Origin of the sequence: Pseudomonas sp. FSL W5-0203, assembly GCF_001896155.1 — a bacterium.
Taxonomy (GTDB): domain Bacteria; phylum Pseudomonadota; class Gammaproteobacteria; order Pseudomonadales; family Pseudomonadaceae; genus Aquipseudomonas; species Aquipseudomonas paracarnis.
Genome location: NZ_MPOR01000023.1, coordinates 66,698 through 91,997, shown reverse-complemented (window position 1 = coordinate 91,997; position 25,300 = coordinate 66,698). Strand labels below are relative to the sequence as shown.

General features: G+C 59.9%; 30 protein-coding genes and 1 pseudogene. 1 reads left to right on the top strand and 30 read right to left on the bottom strand.

All coding sequences use genetic code 11. The features are described from left to right. Window positions 1-92: 92 nt before the first annotated feature. A pseudogene (locus BOP96_RS19755) lies at window positions 93-413 on the bottom strand (Y-family DNA polymerase); the annotation flags it as partial. After that, window positions 406-831: a LexA family protein gene (locus BOP96_RS19750; protein WP_073453797.1), complete on the bottom strand. Its 426-nt coding sequence runs from the start codon at window positions 829-831 to the stop codon at window positions 406-408. The gene BOP96_RS19750 and the pseudogene BOP96_RS19755, both read right to left, overlap by 8 nt. A gap of 101 nt (window positions 832-932) precedes the next feature. Here BOP96_RS19750 and BOP96_RS19745 point away from each other — a divergent pair, with 101 nt between their 5' ends. Beyond that, on the top strand, window positions 933-1,634 hold the full coding sequence (locus BOP96_RS19745) for an SOS response-associated peptidase family protein (RefSeq protein WP_073453795.1): 702 nt from the start codon (window positions 933-935) through the stop codon (window positions 1,632-1,634). 5 nt (window positions 1,635-1,639) lie between these two features. Here BOP96_RS19745 and BOP96_RS19740 read toward each other — a convergent pair whose 3' ends face one another. The 28 genes from BOP96_RS19740 to BOP96_RS19600 form a co-directional block, all read right to left on the bottom strand. After that, the gene (locus BOP96_RS19740) at window positions 1,640-2,434 is read right to left on the bottom strand and encodes a DNA adenine methylase (RefSeq protein ID WP_073453793.1); all 795 of its coding nucleotides are present in this window, start codon (window positions 2,432-2,434) and stop codon (window positions 1,640-1,642) included. A 463-nt stretch (window positions 2,435-2,897) separates the two neighbouring features. Next, window positions 2,898-3,443: a lysis system i-spanin subunit Rz gene (locus BOP96_RS19730; RefSeq protein ID WP_073453789.1), complete on the bottom strand. Its 546-nt coding sequence runs from the start codon at window positions 3,441-3,443 to the stop codon at window positions 2,898-2,900. Next, complete coding sequence (locus tag BOP96_RS19725) at window positions 3,425-3,988, bottom strand: glycoside hydrolase family 19 protein (protein ID WP_073453787.1); 564 nt, start codon at window positions 3,986-3,988, stop codon at window positions 3,425-3,427. The genes BOP96_RS19730 and BOP96_RS19725 overlap by 19 nt, the downstream gene beginning before the upstream one ends. Window positions 3,989-4,035: 47 nt before the next feature. Next, window positions 4,036-5,082, bottom strand: a complete 1,047-nt coding sequence (locus BOP96_RS19720; protein WP_073453786.1) for a phage late control D family protein — start codon at window positions 5,080-5,082, stop codon at window positions 4,036-4,038. 96 nt (window positions 5,083-5,178) lie between these two features. Then, window positions 5,179-5,385 carry a tail protein X gene (locus BOP96_RS19715; protein WP_032888644.1) on the bottom strand — a complete coding sequence of 69 codons (207 nt, stop codon included), beginning with the start codon at window positions 5,383-5,385 and terminating at the stop codon, window positions 5,179-5,181. Beyond that, window positions 5,360-6,205: a phage tail protein gene (locus BOP96_RS19710; protein WP_073453784.1), complete on the bottom strand. Its 846-nt coding sequence runs from the start codon at window positions 6,203-6,205 to the stop codon at window positions 5,360-5,362. The genes BOP96_RS19715 and BOP96_RS19710 overlap by 26 nt, the downstream gene beginning before the upstream one ends. Before the next feature lie 10 nt (window positions 6,206-6,215). After that, entirely contained in the window at window positions 6,216-9,122 is a 2,907-nt protein-coding gene (locus BOP96_RS19705; protein WP_073453782.1) for a phage tail tape measure protein, read from the bottom strand. 150 nt (window positions 9,123-9,272) lie between these two features. Then, the gene (locus BOP96_RS30790) at window positions 9,273-9,872 is read right to left on the bottom strand and encodes a phage tail assembly protein (RefSeq protein ID WP_073453781.1); all 600 of its coding nucleotides are present in this window, start codon (window positions 9,870-9,872) and stop codon (window positions 9,273-9,275) included. 14 nt (window positions 9,873-9,886) lie between these two features. Further along, window positions 9,887-10,390 carry a phage major tail tube protein gene (locus tag BOP96_RS19695; RefSeq protein ID WP_073453779.1) on the bottom strand — a complete coding sequence of 168 codons (504 nt, stop codon included), beginning with the start codon at window positions 10,388-10,390 and terminating at the stop codon, window positions 9,887-9,889. Window positions 10,391-10,402: 12 nt separating this feature from the next. After that, a complete protein-coding gene (locus BOP96_RS19690; protein ID WP_073453777.1) occupies window positions 10,403-11,569 on the bottom strand; it encodes a phage tail sheath subtilisin-like domain-containing protein in 1,167 nt (388 codons plus the stop codon). 90 nt (window positions 11,570-11,659) lie between these two features. After that, window positions 11,660-12,043, bottom strand: coding sequence for a hypothetical protein (locus tag BOP96_RS19685; RefSeq protein WP_073453775.1), 384 nt, complete (start codon window positions 12,041-12,043; stop codon window positions 11,660-11,662). A gap of 9 nt (window positions 12,044-12,052) precedes the next feature. Continuing rightward, on the bottom strand, window positions 12,053-13,492 hold the full coding sequence (locus BOP96_RS30600; protein WP_073453774.1) for a phage tail protein: 1,440 nt from the start codon (window positions 13,490-13,492) through the stop codon (window positions 12,053-12,055). Beyond that, the gene (locus BOP96_RS19675) at window positions 13,489-14,094 is read right to left on the bottom strand and encodes a phage tail protein I (RefSeq protein ID WP_073453772.1); all 606 of its coding nucleotides are present in this window, start codon (window positions 14,092-14,094) and stop codon (window positions 13,489-13,491) included. The genes BOP96_RS30600 and BOP96_RS19675 overlap by 4 nt, the downstream gene beginning before the upstream one ends. Window position 14,095: 1 nt before the next feature. Further along, window positions 14,096-14,977 (bottom strand): baseplate assembly protein, encoded by an 882-nt coding sequence (locus tag BOP96_RS19670; RefSeq protein ID WP_073453770.1) that lies wholly within the window; start codon window positions 14,975-14,977, stop codon window positions 14,096-14,098. Further along, window positions 14,974-15,300, bottom strand: coding sequence for a GPW/gp25 family protein (locus BOP96_RS19665; protein WP_073453769.1), 327 nt, complete (start codon window positions 15,298-15,300; stop codon window positions 14,974-14,976). Before BOP96_RS19665 ends, BOP96_RS19670 begins: the two co-directional genes overlap by 4 nt. A 5-nt stretch (window positions 15,301-15,305) precedes the next feature. Continuing rightward, complete coding sequence (locus tag BOP96_RS19660) at window positions 15,306-15,575, bottom strand: hypothetical protein (protein WP_073453767.1); 270 nt, start codon at window positions 15,573-15,575, stop codon at window positions 15,306-15,308. Between the two features lie 57 nt (window positions 15,576-15,632). Continuing rightward, entirely contained in the window at window positions 15,633-16,166 is a 534-nt protein-coding gene (locus tag BOP96_RS19655) for a phage baseplate assembly protein V (RefSeq protein ID WP_054917744.1), read from the bottom strand. Window positions 16,167-16,195: 29 nt separating this feature from the next. Next, window positions 16,196-16,711 (bottom strand): hypothetical protein, encoded by a 516-nt coding sequence (locus BOP96_RS19650; protein ID WP_073453765.1) that lies wholly within the window; start codon window positions 16,709-16,711, stop codon window positions 16,196-16,198. Continuing rightward, window positions 16,711-17,370 (bottom strand): hypothetical protein, encoded by a 660-nt coding sequence (locus BOP96_RS19645; RefSeq protein WP_073453764.1) that lies wholly within the window; start codon window positions 17,368-17,370, stop codon window positions 16,711-16,713. Before BOP96_RS19645 ends, BOP96_RS19650 begins: the two co-directional genes overlap by 1 nt. Beyond that, a complete protein-coding gene (locus BOP96_RS19640) occupies window positions 17,367-17,687 on the bottom strand; it encodes a head-tail joining protein (protein ID WP_073453762.1) in 321 nt (106 codons plus the stop codon). Before BOP96_RS19640 ends, BOP96_RS19645 begins: the two co-directional genes overlap by 4 nt. Window positions 17,688-17,689: 2 nt before the next feature. Continuing rightward, the gene (locus tag BOP96_RS19635; protein WP_054917692.1) at window positions 17,690-18,685 is read right to left on the bottom strand and encodes a major capsid protein; all 996 of its coding nucleotides are present in this window, start codon (window positions 18,683-18,685) and stop codon (window positions 17,690-17,692) included. 63 nt (window positions 18,686-18,748) lie between these two features. Continuing rightward, window positions 18,749-19,087, bottom strand: a complete 339-nt coding sequence (locus tag BOP96_RS19630) for a head decoration protein (RefSeq protein ID WP_054917690.1) — start codon at window positions 19,085-19,087, stop codon at window positions 18,749-18,751. Further along, the gene (locus tag BOP96_RS19625) at window positions 19,084-20,214 is read right to left on the bottom strand and encodes a head maturation protease, ClpP-related (RefSeq protein ID WP_073453760.1); all 1,131 of its coding nucleotides are present in this window, start codon (window positions 20,212-20,214) and stop codon (window positions 19,084-19,086) included. Before BOP96_RS19625 ends, BOP96_RS19630 begins: the two co-directional genes overlap by 4 nt. Further along, window positions 20,211-21,692, bottom strand: a complete 1,482-nt coding sequence (locus BOP96_RS19620) for a phage portal protein (protein WP_073453759.1) — start codon at window positions 21,690-21,692, stop codon at window positions 20,211-20,213. The genes BOP96_RS19625 and BOP96_RS19620 overlap by 4 nt, the downstream gene beginning before the upstream one ends. Then, a complete protein-coding gene (locus BOP96_RS19615) occupies window positions 21,692-21,898 on the bottom strand; it encodes a phage head-tail joining protein (protein ID WP_032889620.1) in 207 nt (68 codons plus the stop codon). The genes BOP96_RS19620 and BOP96_RS19615 overlap by 1 nt, the downstream gene beginning before the upstream one ends. 1 nt (window position 21,899) lies before the next feature. Continuing rightward, the gene (locus tag BOP96_RS19610) at window positions 21,900-23,924 is read right to left on the bottom strand and encodes a phage terminase large subunit family protein (RefSeq protein ID WP_073453757.1); all 2,025 of its coding nucleotides are present in this window, start codon (window positions 23,922-23,924) and stop codon (window positions 21,900-21,902) included. Between the two features lie 3 nt (window positions 23,925-23,927). Beyond that, window positions 23,928-24,524: a terminase small subunit gene (locus BOP96_RS19605; RefSeq protein ID WP_073453755.1), complete on the bottom strand. Its 597-nt coding sequence runs from the start codon at window positions 24,522-24,524 to the stop codon at window positions 23,928-23,930. Between the two features lie 206 nt (window positions 24,525-24,730). After that, window positions 24,731-25,075, bottom strand: coding sequence for a phage holin family protein (locus BOP96_RS19600; RefSeq protein ID WP_065940028.1), 345 nt, complete (start codon window positions 25,073-25,075; stop codon window positions 24,731-24,733). Window positions 25,076-25,300 lie beyond the last annotated feature (225 nt).

Below are 25,300 nucleotides of genomic sequence, written 5' to 3'. Positions count from 1 at the left end.
CGACGGTAGGCAAGTGGAATCTCTGTAAGAGCAAGCGTCAATGTCCATGGGGACAAGATCTACGTTTGGGCGTCCACAGTATGCAACTTATTCTTATCAATGCTGTACACCTCAACTGCCGGCACCAACGCCTCGATCAGGCTCATCACTCGCTCGCTCATGTCGCCGTACAGCGCGTAGTTGGAGGAGAACGGCACAATGCCGTGCTGCCTGAGCTTGTGCTTGATCTGGAAATACGGCTCGCCCATCTTGATGAACGGCTTCGCGTCGTAACTGCGCGCAATGACACAGCCGTCGTTGTTGCTCAGCACCACGATGGGCACCTTCGCCAGGTCCGGCCGGAACACCCGCTCGCAACTGGCATAAAAGCTGTTGCAGTCGATCAGCGCAAAGGTCGGTTCTTGCTTAGACATGGCTGCGCACTGTGCTGGTGATCACACCCCAGATTGAGAGCTCATCGCCTTCAAGCACATAACGCGCCGGGTATTTGGGGTTCTCTGATAAAAGGATCACCTCCCGGCCGCGCTTACATAGGCGCTTGCAGACGGGTTCATTGTTCAGCAGAGCCACCACCACATGCCCGTGAGCCGGCTCAATGGCACGATCCACCACCGCGAGATCGCCTTCAAAAATACCAATCCCCTGCATGCTTTCCCCGGTGATGGCTACCAGGTACACATGCGGTGCGCGGATATTCAGGACCTCATCCAATGAGATGTGCTGCTCGATATGATCCGCTGCCGGCGAAGGAAAGCCGGCCGGTACCTGGAACGAACACAAAGGCAGCTTCGCGCCTGCCTCAGCGATAGGACCTAGAATGGTGAAGCTCATGATGCGGCCTTTTACAGATACTGTACGAATGTACAGTTAACTTTGTAGCACGCTTGCGGTCAATTTTTCTGTAGGGGATTTCGACAGGCGGAGAGGTGCGTATGTGCGGACGATTCGTGCAGTACGAAGGAATGGCGATCTTCATTGAAGAACTGAGCCCCCAGATAGAGCTGTTCAGCGGTTACGACGCTCAGCCTATTGATCGCTACAACGTTGCCCCGTCGACACGGGTGCAGTTACTGCACGCAGCAGAGGATGGGCTGCATATCGATGCAGTCAAATGGGGATGGGCGCCGTTCTGGGCCAAGGGCAAGCGCCCCGATCCGATCAACGCCCGTGTAGAGACGGTCACCACGGGAAAGTTCTTCAAGCAACTTTGGCCGAATGGCCGAGCCCTGGTGCCAAGTGAAGGGTGGTACGAGTGGGTCAAAGACCCTGACGATCCGAAGAGAAAGCAGCCCTACTTCATTCACCTGAAGAGTCAGAAGCCGATGTTCTTTGGCGCGCTTGCCCAAGTTCATCCTGGCCTGGCTCCGCACGACAGCGATGGGTTCGTGATCATCACCGCCGCCAGTGATCAGGGCATGGTGGACGTTCACGACCGCAAGCCGTTGGTGCTGACACCTGAGCACGCCAGGGAGTGGATTGACCCCAACCTTCCCCCAGCCCTGGCTGAGGAAATAGCAAAGGAATGTTGCCAGCCTGCGGATGACTTTGAGTGGTATGCCGTTGGTAAAGCAGTAGGGAGCGTGAAAAACCAGGGAGCTGATTTACTGCTGCCGGTGTCATCCAAGGATGTTTGACGCTATCAGAACAGCCCCCCTAACGCCGCCGGCTCCCAGTTCATGATCACAAGTTCGCCGCTAACCTCGGCCTTACCCTGCCGCTGATTGGTATTGCAATAGCGGATATCGAGCGTCTCAAAGTGAAAGCCATCAAATACCTGTCGAATGTCCGGGTGATCGTTGATGCTAACCATGACCTTGCCCTTGCAGCGCCGCATAAAGTCGGCCATGCGCTCGTAATTCTCGAAGGGGAAGTCCACACCGTAACCGGCCGTCTGCCAATAAGGCGGATCCATGTAGTGGAAGGTATGGGCACGGTCGTAGCGTTCGGCGCAGTCCAACCAGGGCAGGTTTTCAACGTAGGTGCCAGACAACCGCTGCCACGCTGCAGACAGATTCTCCTCAATCCGCAGCAAGTTGATGGCCGGGCCAGTAGTCGCGGTACCAAACGTCTGACCTGTCACCTTGCCGGCGAAGGCATGGTGTTGCAGGTAGAAAAATCGTGCGGCGCGTTGGATGTCGGTGAGAGTTTCAGGGCGGGTCATCTTCTGCCACTCGAACACCTGGCGGGAACTGAGCGCCCATTTGAACTGGCGCACGAATTCTTCCAGGTGGTTCTGCACGACGCGGTAAAGCGTCACCAGGTCGCCGTTGATGTCGTTGAGGACTTCAACAGGCGCGGCCTGCGGACGCATGAAGTAGAGCGCGGCGCCGCCGGCGAATACTTCAACGTAGCATTCGTGAGGTGGGAAGAGAGGAATAAGGCGGTCGGCCAGGCGGCGTTTGCCGCCCATCCAAGGAATGATGGGTGTGGACATATAAAAGCAAGACCTTTGCTGTATGGATAAACAGTGCTAGGCTCGCTCCGCTTTGTGCACGAAGCAGGAGCCTTGGCTGGACTTGCAGGGATCATCTGCGAGGACGGCGGTGAGATGGATGTTGACGCATCCAAACTCACCGCTCTTTTTTGCTCATTGCATCTGGGAAAGGGCGGGAAGTAATATCAATACGACATCTTTCTATGCAAGGAATGCCGACAATGATTGTTTACACACTCAAAAAGCGAAAAGGCACTGGCGAGTATCATCTCTTTGAAGCGAAACACAACGCGACTAAGGATGCCTGCACACCGAACGTCCAATCCGTCTGTAAAAAGATGAACAACTCAGACTCAATAGAAACCGCGTTCGCCTGCCAATCAGAAGAATACGCTCGTTCAAGTGCCGCCACATATGGACGCTCCGCATGTGGTACATGCATAAGCCACCTATACGCTGACTTCTAATCACCGCCACCCGAAACCTGCTTGGCATAAACCTGACAGGCCCGCAGGGCGATCAATCCTTGGTCGCCGGTATCGGTGATTCCGATAATTCGTTGAGCATGCGCTGGGTCAAGTTGGACTCTTGTGGGGCCATGAACCACGCTGCCGGTGGTGGCGGTGGTTGACACTGAACAGCTGCTGGTGGCATCGGTGGCGGCGAGTACGACTGACAACCGCAGATCAGCAGTAGCCAGGCGATCACGCAGACGAGCCTGCTTGGTTTGCTCATCGGTCAATTCCTTGTAATGGGTTTCGTCTTTGTTCTGCAGACGCTGCTCCAGAGCCAGGCGCTTGTCCTGCTCGGTACGTTGCACGGCGGCAGACGCTTGGTATAACTCGTTAAGGGTGTCCGTCTGCAGCCGGGCCTGGCGCTCCAGCTCGCGGCCATAACGCCAGTCCTGGACAGTCCAGGCCAACGCCGCAGATCCGGCAAGCACCATCAACAACAGCACGCCGACGGCAGCGAAACGGAACTGCGCGGGGATCAGATCGAAGAAACGCATAACACCGCCCTCGCCCTGGCCCACAGCTGCAGCCGATCCTCCAGGCCATTGAGGCCCCCATTGATCCGGCGGGTGATGGTGTTGAACTGGTCCTGATCCGCGAGCGCATTCAGCCCATTCACGGACCAGAACCACGCCGCCGACTCTGCCGCCCATTGCGGCTGCTCGAGCAGCTCGGGGGTGCGCAGCAATCGCTCATCGCCGAACAGTGCCAGGCTGCAGCGCAGATAGTTGTCGTGGCCGGTGATCTGGATCAGTCCACGGCCACGGTAGCGCTGACCATCACCGTCTGCTGCAGGCGTATTGCCCAGATTCGCGGCCAGTTTTCCAGTGTCGTACTTGCTCAGGTACTGATCGCCGCCCAACTCGCGGACGTACTGCAGTTGCCCTGACTCGTGACCGACCTGTGCGAGGAACGCGGCTTGGCGCTTCGGTGTGTTGATCTGTCGATGCTCCATTGCCGTGCTAAGGGCAGATACAAAAACGCCCGCTTGGCGGCGGGCGTTCGGCATGATGCGTTGCAGCTGTTGTTCGGTGACGGACATACAAACTCCAGATATAAAAAAACCGCCCTGAGGCGGCGATGTATGCTTTAAGGCGCGTTCACGTTCACGACCTTGAGCGGGGGTTTAGCTTTCTTTGCCTTGCCCTTGGATTTGCCCTTCTTGCCGGCATTGCACTCAACGGTGGTCGACCAGCCGGATTGGGTGAACACCTGCTCCACCGAGTCCGCCAAATACTCACCATCAAGGCCGACCTTGAAGCCCTGGGCGCTGATCAGGCGTTCGGCAAAAATATCGGTCCGGCCAGGCATCTCGAAACGCACGTCGGCGGTCGAGCGATTGAACGCCGCCAACCGAGCCTTGGCGGCAGCCTCGGCGGCGGTCTTGTTCGGGTAGATATGCCGATCGGTATGCACCGCCGGCAAGCCATCCGGGGCGTCGTCGTTGTCCACAGTGACCACTGCCAGCTTGCCGTCCTTCTTGTTCTGGTGCTTGGTCGCCACGGCCTTGTGCGAATTGCGATCCCCAAGGCTGAATTGCCAACGGCTGAGGTCGCTACGTGTCAGGGTAATCGCGCCAAACGCCTTGCCGCTGGCTGTCTGACCACCCTGACGCGGCATCACCAGCAGCTTGCCATCGGCCACCTTGGCCGTGCAGTCGTATTGCTTGGCCAGGCGCGTGACGAAATTAAAATCGGACTCGTTGAGCTGATCCACCCGGGCGACATTTGTTGCCACCGGACACACCGCTTGCCAGCCATTGCGCGCCGCAATATCTACCACGATCTTCGACAGCGGCACATCCTCCCAGCTTCCGCTACGAATCGTCTTGCCACTGCCACGCATGTCGCTGGCCTTGCCCTTGATCACTATCGTGTCCGGCGGACCCGACACTTCGACTGTATCCACCGCGTAACGCCCCAGGCGCGCTAAGGACGTTTCGGCATAGCCCAGGTAGATCTCGATAGAGCTGCCACGCCGAGGCAGCACCACCTGGCCGTCCCGGTCATCAATGCGCAACTCAAACTCGTCGGACTCCATCCCGGGCTTGTCAGAGGTGCGCAGCAACAACAACCGGTCATTGATTTTGGCCGTAACATCGGCTCCATCAGCCACGATTCTAAACATAGGGGTCATGGAATTTTTCCAAAAAAAGGCCCGCGCATGGCGGGTCAAAAAAAAATGGTCGTTACGCGTAACGCGTCGGGCGGGCGGCGTCGGGAGCGCCCGAGGTCAATCCCACAAGCTGACGCCCTCCCCGGTCGGGCTGGGCAGATCCGGAAGGTAGATCACCACACCGGCTCGGTAGGGCTGGGGCTCATCCGCCAGCCCCTGATTGGCGTCCAGCACCGCCTCGGTGCTGCCGTTCAGATGGCCATAAACGTTATGGCAAATGACATCGAGCATGTCCCCGTCAGACGTTCTGCATGTCGTCGCCATAGCGCACAAACTCCAGACTGAACCCTTGTTTACGCGGAATCCCGCCGTGCAATAGCGCGCCCTGTTCCTCGTTGATGCTTTTCAGGCACCAGGTGCCAATTACATCGCCATAGCCCGTGGTCAGGCTCAACGGCTGAAGCCTGGCTCCGATGCTGCGCAATGTGTCGAGCTGCTTAAGCCCGCCCTTGAAGCCCGGGTAAATCGTCCCTTTGAGCGTTAACTTTTCGTCTCCCATGCCTACGGCCTGCTGCGCCGGACGGCGCGACAGGCGCTCTTGTGAGGCCCAGCGGAATTCGGTCGAGCGGCTAAGTTCGTCGAAGGCCGCCGTGTCCAGATTGAAGTAGTAGGGCTGCTCCTTGGGGTCACGGGGCTGGATAATCAGCAAGTGCGGGAACGGCTTTACCGCTTCCGGCGCCGGGGTGGCATCCGTGGCAAACGCACTGGTGGGCACGATGTTGGCCAGCGACGGGCTGACGTTTCCGGCTATCTTGTTGATCGCCGTTGCAGCCTTGCCCGCCTGTTCCTTCAGCGCACCCATTCGCTCCTGCACCTCGGTGGCCGCCCGCGTTGCACGGCCGTACACGGCTACTACCTGGCCGACCTTGGACTGTGCTGCATCCACGCCACGCATTACCCGCTGGAGCTTGGCGCCGACACTCGGCCCCACGAACGGGATATTTTCCAGCTCGGACGCGGCGCCGGTTAATTCCGAAATGGCGCTGTTGACCGGCCCCAGCATGCCGTCAGCACTGCGCCGTCCAGCCTCCCCAGCTTCGACCAGGTACTTGAGGCCCGACAGCAATTGTTCCATGTAAGCCATGGAGCCCTCCTTACATGTGCGGTTCGTCGTATAGCTTCGCAGCGTTTTGTTTCGCCGCATCCGCCATCATTAAGCGCATGTGCGGCATGAGGTCTTGCGCCAGGCGCTGCGGGTCTTTCACATCCCCTTGCACTGTTACCGGCATGCTCAGTGAATATTCAAACTTCTGATCCACTTTGGCCGGCGCAGGCTTATCCATCTCTTTCGGCTGAATTGCCACCGCCGCCGATTTGGCCGGCGCGGACACTGCCAGCGAGCGCGCTGCATCCCCCAGCGCTGGCACCTGAGTTGCCGGCGCCATCGGTAGCGCACCCGTACCGCTCGCGCCATTGAAGGACTTGCCCATAGTGGCCAAGCTTGGAATAGCTGGCCCCGGCCGAGGCGCCATCAGCAACGGCGTTACCGGTGGGGCGGGCTTTTCGTCATCCCCCCCAAACCACAACTTACCCGCTGCGCCGCCCAGCGCAGAGCCCCCCATGCTGCCCAAGTAAGCGCCCACCAGCCCGCCGATAGCGGTGCCGATAATCGGCACCACTGAGCCAATAGCGGCCCCTGCAGCAGCGCCGGCCATAGTGCCGGCAAGATTTCCGGCGGCCGCACCGTAACCCTCGGCCTGTTCGTCCTTGGTCTTGGCATTTTCATAGGTGTCGAAGGCCATGGCGCCGGCCTCCATCAACGAGCCCCCGGGGATCATCTTGGCGGCTTTGCCGATCTTACCGACCGCTTGCACTACCCCGCCCAGCCGGGCCATCGCGCCGCTAGGCACCGGTACAGGTGGAATCGGCGGGCGTGGGATTGGCACAGGTGGCCGTGGGACCGGCACCGGAGGCCGTGGCACTGGCGGGCGTGGGACCGGAGGCCGTGGCGGACCACCCGCCCGAGGTGGCGTTGGCCGACGGCGCGAGGGGTTACGCCTTGAACCTCGACCACGACGGCGCGCTTCGCCTGGCCCTCCAGAGGCCCCACCCATTGCACTCGCGTTAACGACGAAAACCTTCTTAACGCTGTCGTCACCCGCCCCGGAATCACCGCCCGCGCCGCCGCCGTCGTCGCCAGACACAGCATCTTTAGCTAGCGAAACTACCTTTAGGCCAGTCGCGATCAGGTCGAATTTTCCAGGCTTCTTGTCGCTATCGCCATCCGCCTCGTCGTCGCCATCGACAGGCTGGCCCTTAAAGGCCGCTACCGCCTTGAGCCCGGTCTCGACCAACGACAGCGCTTTGCCGGCCTTGCCCTTGGGCTCGGCATCATCGCCGCCACCCTTGCCGTCCTCGGCATTGGTCACAAAGACTTTTTGCACTTCGCCGGACTTGCCGCCCAACGAGCCTCGCGCGACGTTTAGCAATCCTTTGGCGATTTTGAACGAGCTAAACAGGCCTTTGAGCGCAATCAACCCGCCACCAACCGCCGCGATACCCGTCACCACCCCTGGCGCGCTGTCAGACAGCGAGGTAATGCCCTTGGTGACTCGGGTCAGCGTTTCCGCCACGGTATCCGTGACCGGGCGCAGGGCGTCCCCAACGCTGCGCATGGCGTCATCCATCGACTGAGCCATCTCGGCCCACTTCTGCGACGACGCCTCACGCCGCTCGCTGAGGTTTTTGTCGAGGATGCCAGTGGCATCGCGGGAATCGTTTTTCAGCTGGCTGTACAGCGCCTTGTTCTGCATATAGGCAGACAGCGCGGCCTTGACCTGCATGTCAGCGAACAGGTCGCCAGTGCGCAAGGATTCCTCCAGCGAGGCCATCATGGCCTTGGCTTTCTCCGGATCGGATTCCTTGCTGATCTTCGCTGTCGCCTCGGCCATCGCCGCCGCACGCTTCGGATCGGTGGCTTGAATGTACTTCTGAGCCAACGCCATGCTGGTTTCCAGCGTTGACATACCGTTCTGCAAACCGGTCTGCATCGAGCCCTTGTAGTCGATACCGGCCTTGGCGTACGCCTTGACGGTTTCGCCAGAGCCGATTTTGCCCATCCAGTTTTTGAGGTTGTTGGCCGCCTCATCAGCGCCGCCGGCAGATTTCATCTGCACTTGCAGCATGGCACCCAACTGCGTCACCGCATCCATGCCAGTGATGCCCAGGCTGCCCATGTTGGCCAACAGTTCAGGGAACCATTTAGCCATGTCAGCCGCTTCGAAGCTGCCCGCCTGCCCTTGGTAGGCAATTGCTTCCAGCGCCTGCTGCATCTGCTTGGGGTCGGTGATCTTGGCGTTTTGCCCCAGGGCGTTGATCATCTTCGCCGTGTCGACACCGTTCGACCCTTGGCCCACGACAAACTTGGCCGCGACTGGCGCATATTCCAGTGCCTTGCTCAACTCCATGCCGGCGCCGACCAACTGATTAACCACGTCGGCGACGTCATTGCGCGCCATGCCGGTGTCACGGGAGGTGTCAATAATCTTGCGCGACATCTCCTTTTCTTGAGGCTTGTTGGCAATGCCGGCCTTGATCGCGATGTCACGAACAATGGCCCCAAAGTCCGCGCTGACCTTCGTCGGAACGGCCAGCACACCGACACCCACAACAGCGGCGCCGACCGCGCTTTTCATGCCAGCTTTACCCGCATCAAGCTGCTGATGCCCCTTAGCTTTAAGCTCGGCTTTGTTGGCCGTCTGCCCCATGGAACGATAGGCTTTCTCCAGACGGCCGACCTCGACCCCCTGCTTTTTCAAGCTGTCGAGGTTGGAGTTCAACCGGCTGAGCAATTTGGACGCACCGGCAGCACCACTGTCGTGGGCCTTTTTCCATTCATCGCGCAGGCGAATGGTGTCGCCAATCGTGCGCTGCAGCACACGCGCCTTGTTGCCTTCTGCCTCAAGGCGCTTGATGCGCCCCGTCACATCTTTGAACGCAGCACCCACCGTAGAACTGACGGCGCCGCCGATCACCAGCCCGAGGGCGAGTTTGTTCGCCATGTCATGGCCCCCATTTGCACAGCCTTACCGAAGGCAGCTCAATCCGTGAGCCACCACACCATCTCAGCAAACGGCATTGACTGGATCTCAGCGGCGGAAAATCCTGTTTCCGCCGCCAGACGTTTCGCGGCCATTTTTATGACGCTCGGATCAAAGCCCGTCGTCTTGGTCCATACGAAAATAGCCGGCCTGCAGGCGGTTAAAATCCACCAGCTTCAGGCCCTCCATATCCGCAACAGGCGCACCGGCCAGCGCCGCAAATAACACCAGTTCGCGCTGTTCATCATCACCAGCAGCATCACGATTCGCCGCACGCACATCGCCCACGGTCGGGGAGCGCAGGGCCAATTTATCCACCGACACCCCGTTGATTTCACTAGGGCAGGAAAGCGTAACGAGGGCTTGATCGGTGGTAACCGACAACCACGATGGCATTACCGCCGTGTAGTCGGTATCGGGCACCAGGTGCGAATAAGCGACTTGAACACGGCGATAGTCCGCAAGCTTGAGGCCTTCAAGATCCTTAACGCCCACCTCAGCCAAGCCTGCGAACAGCATCAGCTCCCGCTGTTCCTCATCGCCATTCGACGCCTTATCGGCTGCCCGCACTTCGCGTACGGACGGGGCACGCAAGGTAAATGTCTCGACCAGTACGCCATTCGCATTGCTTGGCCGGGTGAGCGTGACGACAGCTGCGAGCGCGCTGAGCGACAACCAGGCCGGTACTTTCTTAGCAGTTGCTTGATTCATCAGGATCTATTCCCTTACATGCCGAGCGCATTGCGCACTTCTAGGAGTTGGTCTTTGCCGTCGATCACCTGAACGCCACCGACCATGTCGATTTCGTACATGAGGCGCCCGTCGATTTCGAGCTTGTAATAAGCGACCGCGATGGCGTGTTTGATCTCGGCCGGGTCACCGGCTTTCCAGTCGCCCAGGTCGACCTCTTTGAGACGACCGCGCAAGGTGGCGACAACGGCCGTCACAGCCCCTTTCTGCCCCCTGAAGGCGCCCCGGAACGTCGCGTTAAAAGCGGTGCCATCGGCCAGGCCGAAGTACTTCAGCGACTCACGGCGAACACCCTTGGTAACAAAGGACGCCTCCATTTTCTCCAGGCCTTGGTCCATCTCAATGGCACCGGCCATGCCGCCTGCCCGATATTCATCGGTTTTGCTGGTCAGCTTGGGCAGCGTCAGGCTAGGCACGTCGCCGGCGAAGTTCACGCCGTCGACAAACAGGTTCGTGTTAAACAAAGTTTGAGGAATCATTGACGGGGCCCCTTAGGCTGCTTCAAGAACTTCGGTCATCCACTGATCGGTGACTTCGAAAAGGAAATTCGGGTTTTCGGCCGGCGGCACGTCGGTGAACCGGATGCGCCAATAGACCTTGCCCTGGGCAATTTGGCTGGCCGTGTTCAGCTCGGTGTCCGGGAACACTTCGAAGTTGATAATTGCGCCCTGGGCTTTCAGGTCGCGCATGAACGCTTCCAGGCCGTCCGTCACATCCTTGACGTAAGTCTTGGTGATCGAGCGGTCTACCGCCCACTTGTGGCCGGCCTGCACCGCATCCATGAGGATGAACAGCGTACGAACGCGGGTAACGAACGCCCATTTCGGATCGCTCGACAGGGTGCGGTTACCCCACAGGCGATAGCCGTCATCGCGGATGATCGTCGCGATATTGGCGTTGTTCAGCAGGTTGGCACGGCATGTCGCGTCACCGTCCAAATACTCCACAGCCCGGGTCGTGCCGGTAATGCCGGTGAACTCCTTGTTAGACGGCGAGGCCCAGAAGCCGTATTCCGCATCGGTCCAGGCGAACAACCCCGCCGCCCAGGCTGAACCCGGGGCGTCGACGGTCTTGCTGAGTTCGGTGTCCCAGTACTGAACACCGGGGTCAACCATGAACAGGTTGCGACTGCCGAAGTTATCGGCGTAAAGCATGGCAGCCTCGTCGGTGGTGCGAGGCCCATCAAGAATGCCGATAGCCCGCAGTTTCTGCGCCAGTCCATCAAGCGCGGTGGCCACCGCCTGAGTAGCCGTGTGACCCGGTGCAATCAACAACCGCGGCTGTGCGTTGAACAGGCTTTTGCCGTCAAGCAACGCTTGCAGGCCGGTGCGCTGACCCGATGCCAAAACACCGCCGATAATCGCTGAGGTTTGCAGCGCCGCGTCTTCCAGCTTCGGCACGCCGATAGCGACGATTACCGCCTTGGCCTTGGTATAGATCGCTTTACAAGCCTTGGTGATCGCCGAATTAGCACCGAACGCGGCAATGGCTTCGCGCTCGGTGGTGATCAGCTTCAACTCGCCGGCTTTGGCAGTGCCGCCGCCCAGCTCGCCCGGGGTGAAGGTGTCGCATAGCCCGATAATGGAAGACGACGGCAGCGAGATGGTGCGTGCGCCGGTATCAACCGAAGTCGTGGTGACGCCGTGGAAGAAACTCATAACGTTCAATCTCCAGACATAAAAAAACCCCAAGAAGGGGTTAGGGGTTCACATCAGTTATAGAAAATCTTGAAGGGTTAAGGCTCAGGCTTATGAAGCATCCTCAGTCCACGGAAAGCGCTTTTGGATTTCGTTGAAGCGAGCAATGCCTGCGTCTCTCACTGCCTCCCAGCCTGCCTCACCCATGACCTGCATGCGGTTGGCTTCGGCGAAGTAGCGGTCAGATCCCACAACAGGCTCAGCATAAGCCGCAAGCCGCAGGCGCTCGATGTCTTCACGCGTCTGGGGAACTGATGGCAACACTTGCTTAGTGATATTCCCGTCAGCATCAATCGACCAGATGCCATCGTTTTCACGGATGAGCCTTAACCATAGGGCGTCATCAACTTCGACGGCGCCTTTCGGGATTTCATGAGTGCCCTTGATCAGGCGTTGATGAAGCGTTCCGTCAGCGTGAAAAGTTGCGTAGTTCATGTTTTCCCCTCAAGTACCTACCGCGATATAACTCAACCCCGCCGAGCCCGTTACGCCGGTGTTGAAGGTCGTAAAGCGGTCTGCGTACACGGCGCCGCTTGCACCGCCCACGCCGTCGCTCAGGCGAACGCTGTAGTCGCCTGAAGCGTTGTTGTTGTACGCACCTACGACTACAGCGCCAACATCCGTTGGGAATGGGATAGGGAAGTAGGTGGTGTTGATCGCTGACCCCGTGAGCGAAACCCCCACGTTCCATTGAACAATCCAGCCTTTCAACCAAGTCGGAAAGACGATGTAGCCGACCCGACCGATCAGGATCCTAAAGCCCCAGCGTTGTTTCTTCGGCGTCACGATGGTGCTGTCATCGTCACCGGCGTCGACCAAAGTTTTGGTGGCGATACGCGCAATTCCGAGTGTGCTTTCAGTGGCCTGAATCACCTTTGCTGCAATGGCTTGAAAGACCCGCAAAGCGTTCATTGGCTTGTTGGTGTCGGCTCCGGTTTCAGCCTCGACCTGACTCGTAAATGGAACTCCGTACCCTGCCAGCGAGTTGGGGGTTCCCGTTAAGGCTGAAAACTTGAGCCCGGTCAGGCCCGAGCCGACGCCGTTAATCGGACCAGTGATATCGACCCCGTTGGAGGTGACTCGAATACCATTGCCACTCGCCCAGGGCGTAGAGCCGAGCCCCATGAACATCGAGGTGATGGCGTTGTAACTTCCGGTAAAACCAAGCCCGCCTTTCTCGCCTCCGTTGCTCCCAGCGATGAGGCCGCTTGCCCAGGACGGCGAACCCACAGGCTGAATGTAGATGGCTTTAGCATCGGCCATGTTGATGGAATCTAACAAGGTACCGCCAATGAGCCCCATCTCTTGAAACGTCGAAGGGTTATCGCCGCTAACGACGATGCCGCGTTTGTTGATGTTTACCCGCGTGTACCTGCCATCTGGCCTAGTGTCCGGCAGCACGTTGAGAAACCAAGTGTCCACATATTCCCGCGTTGCCAGGACAACCGAAGGATCAATTTTCAACTCAATGTTCGACGTACTGCTGACGATCAGGTTGATCCGAATAACTTGCGTACGGCCCGAGCCCTGGCTGAGCAGCGGCTTAAATGTTGGAGCGCAGTTTGCGATAGCTACCAGATCACCGGCCGCGTCATACAGACCAATTTCCCGAATCCACCAACCACCGATATTTTCCGGGATGATCTGCTCGGCGATGATGACGCTGGCATTTTTCGGATCAACCTTGACCTGGTTCAGCGGCGCTCGTCGGCGCTCATTGATGAGTTTCGTTTGCGTACGACTCGGCATAGGGTCAGTGCCGTTGGCATCACCCACGCCCATTTGAGAGAACGTCCAAGGCACGCCTAGCGCGTCTGCGTTTGCCTGTTTGGCTTCACCCACGGCGGTGAGAATTGCAAAAAACTGGCTGTTTTGGTCAGTCATGAGTAGATGTCCATCGTGTCGATATGATGTTCTCGGCCACCGACGGCAAAGTAGCCGCTGACATCGATGTCGCGCTGAGTCGGTGGGTAAACGCTGAGTTCGTCGCCTTCGTAAACGCTGACGCCGATGTATACCGTGCCGGTGCTTTCCAGGCTGATCGCCAACCCCGTCATGTGCCGACTGACCGGCTTGGCGTCATCAATGAGCCAGGTCAGCTCTTCGTACATTTCCTCGGTGATGCCGGTCTCCAGCACCCCAACCTTCAAGGCAAATGTTCCGGGTACGCCCTCCGGCACGGTCTGCCACCACTCCAGCACTTCGATCAAATAGCCGAGCGGTTCAACCACCCGACGCAACGCGCCGATAGTGCCCTTGTGAGCATGAACGTAGAACGCCGAGCGGATAGCGGAGCGCTTAACCGCTTCCGACCATTTGTTGTCCCAGCGGTCCACCGACCAGGCCCAGGCCAATTGGTGCAGCAAGTGCGCCGGGCAGGTGTCAGCGTTATAGAGGTCGCGCAGCGGAACAATCGTCTTATCGAAAAACGCCGCCTCCATGGCCCGTTCCAGTTGCGTGCTGTTGATCGGCAATAGGCTTTTCATGTCAACCCGCCACCGTCACGGTGTAGCCCGTACAGTACGCCGCCTGAGCCTTGGTCGGTGCCAAGTCCTGCCAGCCGACTAGTTCAACCCGGGAAACGCCGGCAACGTGCAACTGAGCGTCTACGCCGGACCGTGCCACCTCAATGCCCAGCCGTTTGCGCGGATTGATCCAAGCCGCCAACCGACTTTTCGCCTCGGACAAACTGGCATCCGCTTCCGGACCAGCGCTGGTCATGTGCAGGATCGCTTCAATTTTGTAGCGGATCACCTGGGCGCTTTGCACCGTCACCCGATCCCCTACTGGCCGCACGTCGTCGTCATTCAGCGCGGTGGCTACTGTAGCCAGCAACTCAGGGGAAGCCTCGCCTGCCCCGTCCAACCCCAGCACCGTGACCGTAACGTGACAAGGCGCCGGGCTTTCGGCTGTGGCGTCCGCCACCAGCCCCGAGGCGTTGCGCGCATGCAGGATGTAGCTGTTACGCGGACCGGCCGTGGTCAAGCCCTCATAGGCCAACTGGATGCGCTCACGAAACGCGGCGTCATCCTCCTTAACCTCCGGCACCGGTGGTACCGCCAGCAGATCCTCGGCCTGAATGACTAGGCGCTTCAGATTGACGTTGGCCCCCAGGTGATCAAGGTCGCCGCGTATGGCGTGCGCCAACAACAACGCTTTGCCGGCGTCATTGACCCGGGCGCGGTTGCCGACCTTGATGTAAGCACCAACCTCCAGCACCTTAACCACCGGATCACTTTCAAGGGCGGCAGTCCAGTTGCTGCCCATGTACCCGCGAAAAACCCCCAGCCCCTCCTGATAAACCGCTTCGAAGTCCAGCGGCTCCAACACGGTCGGCGCCGGCAAAGACGACAGATCCACGATACTCATACAGCCACCTCCAGCGTGACGCCGTCGCCCAGGTACTGCCCGACGATCTTCAGGTTGATTTGCCCGCCAATAACGGAAAGGACGCGCACCTGGTCCAGCTTCAAGCGCGGTTCCCAGCGCCCCAAGGCGCGAGCGACTTCAGCTTGAACGGCGCTTTTCCAACCCTCTGTAACGGGCAAGTCAACAAACCGTCGCAGCTTGCTGCCGTATTCAGGCCGATGGCGACGACTGCCCAGTGGTGTGCCCAAGATGTCTGGAATGCATTGGCGCAAGTGCGCGATGCCGGATATGGGCTGGCCGGTATGGCGGTCCATTCCGATCATTGTGATTACTCCTTCAATTGCTCCAAATCTGGATGCGCTTTCAAGAACGCAAATTGATCATCGCCACATGCGGTAACGCGACCTTCAACAACAGCAAGTGTCCCGCCGCCGGGTAGGATCAATGTTCGCGAGGTGAAAACCTTGTCGCGAAAAACACGCGCTGGCCCGATGGACTCAACCGCGCTAGCAGTACCGGAAAACCCCAGCGGCGCCGGCTTCACTCCAGAAACCACAATGGTCTCGGCAGAATCGCCATCAGTTCTAGACTTACTCATAAGGCAGACTCCAGATATGAAAAAGCCCGCGCTGGGCGGGCTGTTTGTGGGTTGAAATTAATGGGTGTGGTGATTGCTGTTACCACCAGCGTCAATGATCGCGCCGGCACTGGTGATTCCCTTCGTGACGTGTAACGCGCCGTCGATGGTCACCGCCGCCTTCAGATTGATGTTGCCGGTGGTCACATTCACGGCGCTGTCTGTGATAACCGCCTCAGTACTGGCGACTTTGATCGTCACCGTGCCGCTGGGCAGAGTGATGCTGTAGCTCTTGGCTTGCCAGTCGTAGATCAGCGAACCGCCGTCATCAAACCGCCAGACTTCCACATGATCGCGGTTGTCCGGCGGGGGGCCGGCATTACCATACAAACCCGGTATGAACGTGCCCTGTGACACGTCACCGCTGGCACTAACCAGTGTCCCCTGCTCGCCCATAGACGGCGCCCGCCAGTGCCTGGCCTTGCCGGCAGCGATACTGTGCCAACGTACCCAGGCACTAGTCCATTCGCCATCCGAAACCCGACAAACCGGCGGGGAGGCAGCCAGATCGACCGCAACCACAAAGCAATCTTTGACCACCCCGGCAAGCATGCGGTCGTGCTGGGCAGCAACGTAGCTGCTCACAAACCCTCCGCAGGAACAAAGTCCTCTTTGACATCGTTATTGAAACCAAACAACAGCATGCCGGGAGGCTGATCGGGCCAAAGCCACTCTTCAGGGCCGAGGTACAGCTGCTGCGTCCATTCCACCAGCCAGACGGTATAACCATCCAACGCTGGCTGGGTCCAATCCTGTAGTGCCTGAACGAACTCTGCCGGCTCGACTTCAAGCCCCCAGGTCTGAGCCCTCAGTAAAACAGCAAGCTGAGTGACCAACTGCACCGCCTGTTGCTGATGTTGGGGATGGATCGGGTCAACAATAATCCGCGCCTCGAACTTACACACCAACGTGGTCTCACCCGTGCCGATGTCGGTACCTGGTTCAATCTCGGCCAGCTCCAAAAACACCGCCGGCAGGGCAATGCGGTCCTGGATGTTCGGCCAGGCCCTTACTGTCTGAACGCCTTGCAGATGCCGCACTAGGTGTTGCTCGACCGCTTGGTATAGCTGATCCAAGCTGAAAGGTTCGTCAGCCATTACCCGATCCTCTTGAGGTACTTCTGCAGCTCAAAGTTAAGTTCCTGTTTTAGGATCTCCAGCAAGCGTTCATCGGCCTTTTGTACCCAGCTTTCAAAGTGCGGACGGGCCTGCTCCAGAGACACTTTGGCCTTAGCCAGAGGGAAGCGGCTGCCGTTTTCCGCAACCCACCCTGAACTTGGCCCTCGACCGGGTGACACCGTGCTGTCGGGATAATCGTCTGCGTTGAAATGCTTGCTCGCAGTACGAATCCAGATGTCTGCTTTGTTGCCGTAGACCTTTTTCAGGAACGCGCCCTGGTACCGCCGCCCGGCAACTGAAACACCGCTGCCGGTCTGCCGCGCTCGTCCGATTCGACTGGACTCAATGGCGTTCAAACCAAACCACAGCTTGCCGCTCGCAGCTCCGCCGGACACCGGATAACTGCGCAACCGCTGACGCACCGCCGCAACAGCAATGCGCTCCTGGCGACTGACTGCCCGCGCGATGTGCGTGCGCAACCACCCCAGAGTCTTGTTGATCGCTCGACGTTGCGCCGTAGCTGCTGCCTTGGGCACCAACTTGGCGAAGTCCTGAAACGCCTGGAGATCTGCGGCCGAGGACTGGATAGAGATCATCCCGCCGCCAGAGGAGGGCTTGTAGTAGCTACCGACACTCATGGGCGTAACCTCAAGATCAGGGCCACAAGACCGTCACCGCTCGGCTCCAACTGCAGCAGGTCGTAATCGCCGCCGCCATCCAAAGCAGGCAAGTCGACGCTGACCAACAGCCCTCGTACAAGACCCTCCGAATCAGAGACGCGGATCTCAAACCGAGGCTCGCGCAAGCCAGTGTTCAGCTTGCCGATCTTCGGCTGTAACCAGGGTGCAGCGAACATGCCGAGCACTGGTTGTTCGCGACCCTCGATCCGTGCGGTATCGCCCAGTGTTTCGAACACCACCGCGTCGACTTCGGCGACCAGGTCGCGAAAGCTCACGGTCAGAGTTCCAGCAGGATTTGCGCCAGCGGCCGCGTGCACAGGTGCAACGGGTTGGACTGAGCTTCACCGGCCACGCCCTTGTTGAACGGCAGCGGTTCGATCTTGCTGTAGTACGGGATGCCCTGGGTGTTGACCGTTTCCATGTAGTCGGCAGGTGCGAAGGACGAGATGTACAGATCCGGAACGCCTTCAGGGATCAGCAGGGCCTTGTCGTCGTGGACGAACGAAACACCCGCCACCTTGCCGCGATAGCGCTCCCAGACGATCCCGCCGAACTCGAAACTCTCACGGGCATCGCCACGCAGGGACGCGGCCTGCATGGTGTTGAGGTAGGTCTCTTTCACCGACTTGTGAACGATCAGCTTGTTCCAGAAGTTCTTGCCGCAGAAGGCTCGGGAGCCGGTGCTGGTGATGCTGCCCAGGGCTTCCTCTTGCATATCGAGCGCTTCACCGGCACGGACACGCAGCTCAGTGTCCGGGTTGCCCAAGCCCATCGGCAGCTTCTTGCGAACCACGCCGAACGTCTTGTAGATGTCCAGCAGCGAAGTCTTGCCGTCAGCGTCCAGAATTTGCCCATTCAGGGCGCCCATGCGCTGGAATTCGTGAGTGGCATCCAACTGGCGGCGGGCCTTCGCCAAACGCTTGTTGACCACGTCCTGCACGGACTGCAGCTCAGTGCGCGAGCCAAAAGCTCGGATGCCCTGGATCTCATCCGCCTTGATGGTAAAGCGTTCGGGCAGGTGCACAGTGTTGAAGGGAATCATCTGACGCTTGGTCCCACCGACCACCAGGCCCGAGGTGCCACGTTCACCGGCTGGCACCAGGGCCAGGGTGTCGCCGTCCTTCTCGATCTGCACGGTCAGGGTGCTGATGCCTTCTTCGCGGAACAGGCCGAGGCTGCTGATGCGGCCCGGCAGGTATTCCTGGTCATTGATTGCAGCGGTCAGCGAGGAGACGCTGAAAGCATCGTCTTCAAAAATGGCGATATCGGCCATGGGGGTACTCTCCAAAAACGAAAAATCCCGCTCTCGGCGGGTTGGATAAACGGGGTGAGCGTCTTAGCGGACGATCACGAAATGGGTAGCCAGAGCCTTTTCGGCGGCGGGGTCGAGGCCAGTCAAATGGGCTTCGCTCACCTCGGCCATGCGCACGATGGCACGACCGCGCCGGACTACATCCGATTCGCCCAGTGGCCCGTAGAGGATCGCGATGGCATTTTCGGTGCCGTCCTCGGCGGTCGGCTGATACGGGGCAAACTCGCTGGTGAGGGTGACCAGCCCCAGGATCTGACCCGGTTCCAGGGCGGCACCGGCGGCGACATTGATCGCTTCGCGGGAAATATTGCCGGCGCCCTCAGACAGCAGGAATTCGCCTGCGTGCATCGATTCTATTTTCATGCTCTTGCTCCTTTCGAGTTACCGTTCTGCGCCGCCTGACGGGTGGCCCAGATTGAGTGAGTGTCGACCTGCTTGGCCTTGACCGTTGGGGCTGGATCATCGTCCAGCGGCAGGCTGTTGTTAATTTCAAAACCGCCGCCGCTGCCTACAAGCTTGTCGAACAGCCGTGCACGAACTGCGGCTTCGTCGAGGCCGGCCGTGATGAATTCACCGGTCAGTTCTGGCAGCCGTGCTGCTACACAGAGACCGTGCAACGCTTTCGCATTGGTCAGTGCAGCCTGGATCACCGCTTCGCTTTCGAGCTTGGTTGCGGCGAGCAGCGGTTCCACCAGGTTGCTGATCCCCGCTGCTGCACACCCCTGTGTGACCATAAGCGCCAGCTTGGACGCGTCCAACACGGGGGCTGGATCCGGTTCCGGCGGATCGACCTCCGGCTCTTCGTCCAGTTGGGCGAGCAGATCAGGAGGGGCATGCTGGAAACGCTGCAACACGCTGCCCTGGCCGAGACAAGCGCTGACTTTGAGGCCGTCGCCGACTTCATCGGCCAGGCCCAGCGCCACCGCCTCGTTGGCCGTGAGCCAGGTTTCAGCGTTGACCATGCGCCGCAGCTCGGCTTCGTCAATGTCCGGCGCCTTGGCTTTGTAGGCCGCGATAATCGCCTCCAGGGTCTGGTCCAGCACGTCAGCGACGCGGCGGAAGTCTTCGGCATCACCACCGGTAAAGGTGTAAGGGTTGTGAATCATCAACATGGCGTTGGCCGCGATCACTACTCGGTGAGCGCCACAAACCGCGACACTGGCCGCGCTGGCCGCCAGAGCATCAATGCGACCGGTGCAGCGCTCGCCCAATCGCGACAGCGCGTTGTGAATCGCCAGGCCGTCGAACAGATCACCGCCGATGCTATTGAACGCGACAATCACGGGGGACGCGCCGTCATCCATGGCGCGCAGATCCTGCACGAACTGATTGGCGGTGACGCCCCAGGCGCCGATCTCGCCATACACGAAGATTTCGATGTTGCGTTGCTCGGCTTCGCCACTGGCCTGGAGGGTGTACCAGCTTTTATCGGCGACCTTTACCTGCTTGCCCGCCTTGTCGTAAACGCGGGGCTTGGCTTTTTTACTCATGGTTGTTCCTTGTCATCAATCGGCTCGATGGCATCAAGCGTGGTGTAGTTGAGGCCGAGGTCCGTGGACCTGGCGAGGTCGGCGGCGTTTTCAGCGTCGATGGTTTCGGCGTCGTAGCCGTTGCGCAGACACATCTCGCTGCGAGAACCAAAGCCCGCCTGCACTTCCATCCGCCGCGCCTGTACGTCCTGCACCGGCTGGATGTAGGCCCAGCCTTGTGGCACCCAACGCGTGCGCAGATATTCACGGCGACGTTGCGCGTAGTCATCCAGCACCAGGGCGCCGGACAGCACCGCCATGTCCATCCAGGCCGCACGTACCGGTCGACACAGCTGATGCACATACACGCCGAATTGCAGTTGCTCCAGGCGCCGCCGGAACTCGTTGAGCACCACCCGCAGCGCCCGGTCGTTGACCTCGCGCATGTCGCCAGTGAGGATCTCGTAAGGCGTACCAGAACCCGCCGCTGCAGCCATCAGTTGCTGCCGCATGAAGTCCGGATAGTTGTTGCCCGCGTCCGGTGGCTTGGAGAACTCCACCTCTTCACCTGGCCCCAGCTCCTGCATCGTGCCGGGCTCCAGGGCCACCATCGGTGTAAAACCGTCGCGGTCAACGTTCAATGGCATGCCCGTAACGGGATCGCGAGGCTGCTGCGTTGCCTCCGGTGCCGGGCGCTTGATGAAGCCCGCGAACAGGTTCGCCACCTCCTGCCGGAACAGCACCGCGTCGTCGTAGTTGTCGAGACTGCGCAGGCGCTTCAACACTGGCGCCAGACGCGGCACGCCACGCAACTGCCCAGGCTCCATCGGTTCAAAGATGTGCAACACCTGCGCCGCCGGCACACGCACCAATTGGTTGTAACCGGTGTTCAGCGACGAAGAATCGCGTGGGTGCGACAAGTACATCCAGTACGCCACACGCTTGCCGGCTGGGTTGAACTCGATCCCGGCGCGGATCACATTGCCGTTTTTGGCCGTCTCGAACTTGTCGTGCGGGACGAATTCAGGCGCCAGCGCCTGTAGCTGCAGTGGCACCGCCAAACCCTCGCTCAGGCTGCGCGGCCGTAACCGCACAAAGCACTCGCCCGCCGTTTCCACCGTGCGCGCTACCAGGGCCTGCATACCGTAGAAGTCGGTCAGTTGATCGGCATCCGCTTCATCGACCCAGTCATCCCACAGCTGCTGCTGGAGTTTGCGCAACTCTGCATCTTCAGTAGTCGGCCTGGGCGTGATGCCGGTGCCGATCAGGTTGCTAACACGCTTGTCGATGACGTTGAACGCGTACGGATCATTGCGCACCGCCGCCCGCGAACGTGCCCGCAGATTGCGCAGGGCCGGGGTGTTGATGCTGTTGATCCCGTTGTCGGTGGCTTCCCAACTGGCCGAACGTCGGCCCTCACCGGCGCCTTCGTAACTGGCCTTGATGTTCGACGGCAGCAAGAATCCGTTACGGGTCAGCGTCGGATAATGTCGGGCCATTAGATTCCCTTGCCTCCGTGGGTAAGCCGGATCACGCGAGAGCGCGGCCCGGCGGCTTGGCTCAGCGACGTGCGGATCTCGTCGCGGGCCTTGAGCAGTTCGTCGATAGAGCGGTACTCCACCGTGCGGTCGCTGTAGCGCACGGTCTTTTCACCGCGTGCAATGGCGCGCTCGATGGCTTCGAGGTGCTTCGGGGTAAACGACATATCAGCGTCTCTTCAGGTAACCGCTGGTGGAGCTGCGGCGTTGAGGGGGTGCAGCGGGTCGCGGTTGGGCGACAGGTGCAGCAGGTGGCGGTGCGGGGAGCGACTGACGCGCCGCTACTGGTGCCGGTGTTTCGTCAGCGTCGACGCGCTCGCCCTGCACGGGCTTGACGCCCAACACATCATCGAACAAACCGGACTGAGCCAGGGCCTGGCGTACCCGCTCCCAGTCGTGTTCCTGGTAGCGGTTGATGCCGAGGTAATGCGCCATCGCCAGGCAATACACCATCAGGTCGAGCGCCTCGTTGCGCTCAGCCTTGCCCTTGACCCACTCGATACGCTTGTAGCCTTTGACGTATCGGGCGACCTTGCGCTCGGCAACGCACTGGGCGAAAAACTCATCCGGCAGGTCGTTGGCAAAGTGCAACGAACCGGGGCCGTCCTCGAAGGCGTAGCGGTTGTAGATCCAGTCCTTCGCGGTGTCGGTACCGACAAACCACAGCTCGGCGCCGCCGCGTTCGGTCTGGCCCTTCCAAGTCACGTCGACCATGGATGGCCGCTGAGCAATCACCGGCTTGCCAGGTTTGCTCGCGCCTTTGATGGCGAAGATGTTGCGCCAGCGCCGCACACGGCAGAACTGGTAAACCTCGTCGGTATGGTGACCGCCGGAGTCGACGCCCGTCGCCAGGATCGCCAAGCCGACACCGCATGGATGCCGGTATCGAACCTTGAGCTTTTCGTCCAACACCGACCAGGTGCGCTCATCGGCAGGGTCGCCCCAGATTACCTGGTGGTCGACCACCCAACGTTCCATGCCGACGCCGAAGCCCATTACCATCAGTTCCAGGCGGTTGGCCTGAACGTCGACGGCGCCGGTCAGCATCAGCACGCCCACCGGCATGCTGCCGAGGGTGTAGGTCTCCAGCCGTGCCCGAGCGACCAACACCTCAGCCTTAGTCTGCTCTTGCGCGCTGTCCCATACCTTGGCGAGACGGGTGTTGTAGAACACCTGCATCAAGCCCATGTCGCCCTTGGCCTGGGCCTTCTTGGCGTCTTCGAACTCCTCGGCCAGCGAGGGCCAATCCTTCCAACCAATTGGCGAGTACAGGGCGTTGAGGTGGAAGCCCACCGTCTTGCCATCGCCGCTGCCATGGGCACGCCATTCGCCACGGGCGAGCATGTCGGTTTTGTGATGCTCCTCGATCAGAACGTCACATTCAGGCGCCGCGCACTGGTAGTGAACCGCGCTGTAATCCTTGTTGTAGAGCAGCCGTTCCCACTCCAGCACCTGCATATGCCCGCAGGTGGGACATGGCACGTAGTAGTAACGCTGGTCGCTGGACTCGAACAGGTCCGAGATCCGCGAGGCGCCCTTGATCGTCGGCGAGCTGGAGAAGTAGATCTTGGCGTTGCGGCCAAAGTTGGTCGCCCGCGTTTCCGCCAGAACGATGGGGTCACCTTCCTGGCCCACGTCGTTTTCCCACCGGTCGACCTCGTCGCCGTAGATGTAGCGCGCCGACAGCTCGGACAGGTTGGCGGCAGAGCCCGCCGTGGTGACGTACAAGGCGCCGCCCTCGAACTCTTTGGTGTCCATGGTGTTACGGGCATCCCGCGAGCGACTGGCCGCTACACGCTTCGCCAGTTCCGGGGTGGCCTTGATCGTCTTGCTGATGCGCCCAGAAACGCGCTTGGACAGGCTCAGGCTGGGCAACAGCGCCAGAATGTTGGATGGTGCCATGTGAATCAGGCCGCCCATCCAGTTCAAGGCGATCTGCGTTTTCATCAGCTGCGAAGCCACCATGGTGACCACTCGCCGGCACGGGTGGGCCGGCGACAGGCAGCGCATGGGCTCGCGTGCGTACGGCGTCCGTTCGGTCCGATACTGGCCGGGCTCAGGCGCGCCCGTGTCTCGCGGGATGCGCATGTATTCGTCGGCCCACTCGTCGATCCAGAGATCTGGGTCGGGTCGTAGCCCACGGAAATACGCCTCACGGTACGCACGGTCACCGTCAGGAAATTCCGTGGTCATAGGTCAGCCCGTCGTCATTGCTCGTTCAAGGTCGGACGAGGACATGCGCTCAGCCTCTTCCAGTGATTTACGAAGTGTCGCCGTCAGGTGTTTCTCGATATCCCAGGGGTCGGTCATCACTGCCAACTTGTGGGACAGCTGGGGGAGTAGGCCGAACAACTGGTCCCGCAGATGGCGCCCGGCGTTGTAAGCACCCAGCTCGACGGCATCCCTGGCGACCAGTGAGCCCTGCGCCTTGTGCAGCTCGATCTCGGCCAGCTGCGCCAGGTTGTATTCGCGCATGGCGCGAGCCTTTTGGAAGTCGTGGCCCTTGACGGTGATGGGCTGCTGCGGCGCAGCCGTGTTAGTCGGCTCGACCTGGGGGGACAGTTGACTGTAAACGTCACGCTGGATCCGGTCCTGCTGGTGTCGAGCAGCGACGGCGGCCTTGCTGGGGTCGGCGGTTTCGAGGATCAGCGCTTCGGTTGCCAGCACGTCCACCATCTTGCCGTCAGGCGACAGCACCAGGCGGTTGTTGCCTTTGAGCCAAGTGATGTAGCTCGGCGTCCTGCCGATGCGAGCCGCGAAAGCGCTTTTAGACAGGAAGAGTGAATCCGTCATAAGCCCTCCTTTTCAACGGCTTTTCAATGGAAACCTTTCAATTTCAATGGATTGAATTTCAGTAAGCTGGCAGCCCACCCGCTAACGCTTTCCCGCGGGTTTCATGCCCCGTGTCCCTCGAATGCTCCTAGGGTCCCCGGCGACTTTTCGGCGCACCATTTTAATGCACAGACCTGAAAGCCACGTATTACGTGGCCTCCAGACCATCAAGCCTGACCGCTGCCCGAGGGCGGCACATCGCACACGCCCAACCGCTTGGCTGCCCAGCGTTCGTACAAGCCAATCGCGACATCAGCGCCGGCCATCGCCGTGAGGCAGCCAATGCTGCCCGCCGCCAGTACCGACATGCCCGATGCATGCAACAACATCATGGTAGAGAGCCCGCAGACCACGCAGGCACCAGACCGAAGGAGCAACCGGCGAACCAATGACCAGCCGCTTACCCCGGCTTTGTCTGCCCGCCATGCCTCGCCCGATATCCCGCCGACCAGGGACAGCACGATCACCATCCAGATCGGCATATCAATAAGCGCTTGCTGCTCGTTCGTCATCGCCCTACCCCATAAACGCAAAAACCCGGCGCGATGGCCGGGTTTAGTGTGGTGGTGAGTCCCGCTGCTTGCGGTCGCACCTATCGAAGATGGGTACTTTTTACAGGTGGATTTTACTGGCAGCAAGCGGGTTTTAATGCCATGGCGCAATACGGGTGCAATACAGGTATGACGCAGGTGCAACACAGGGACAACGCATTCAATCGGCTACCGCTTCTAGTGCCC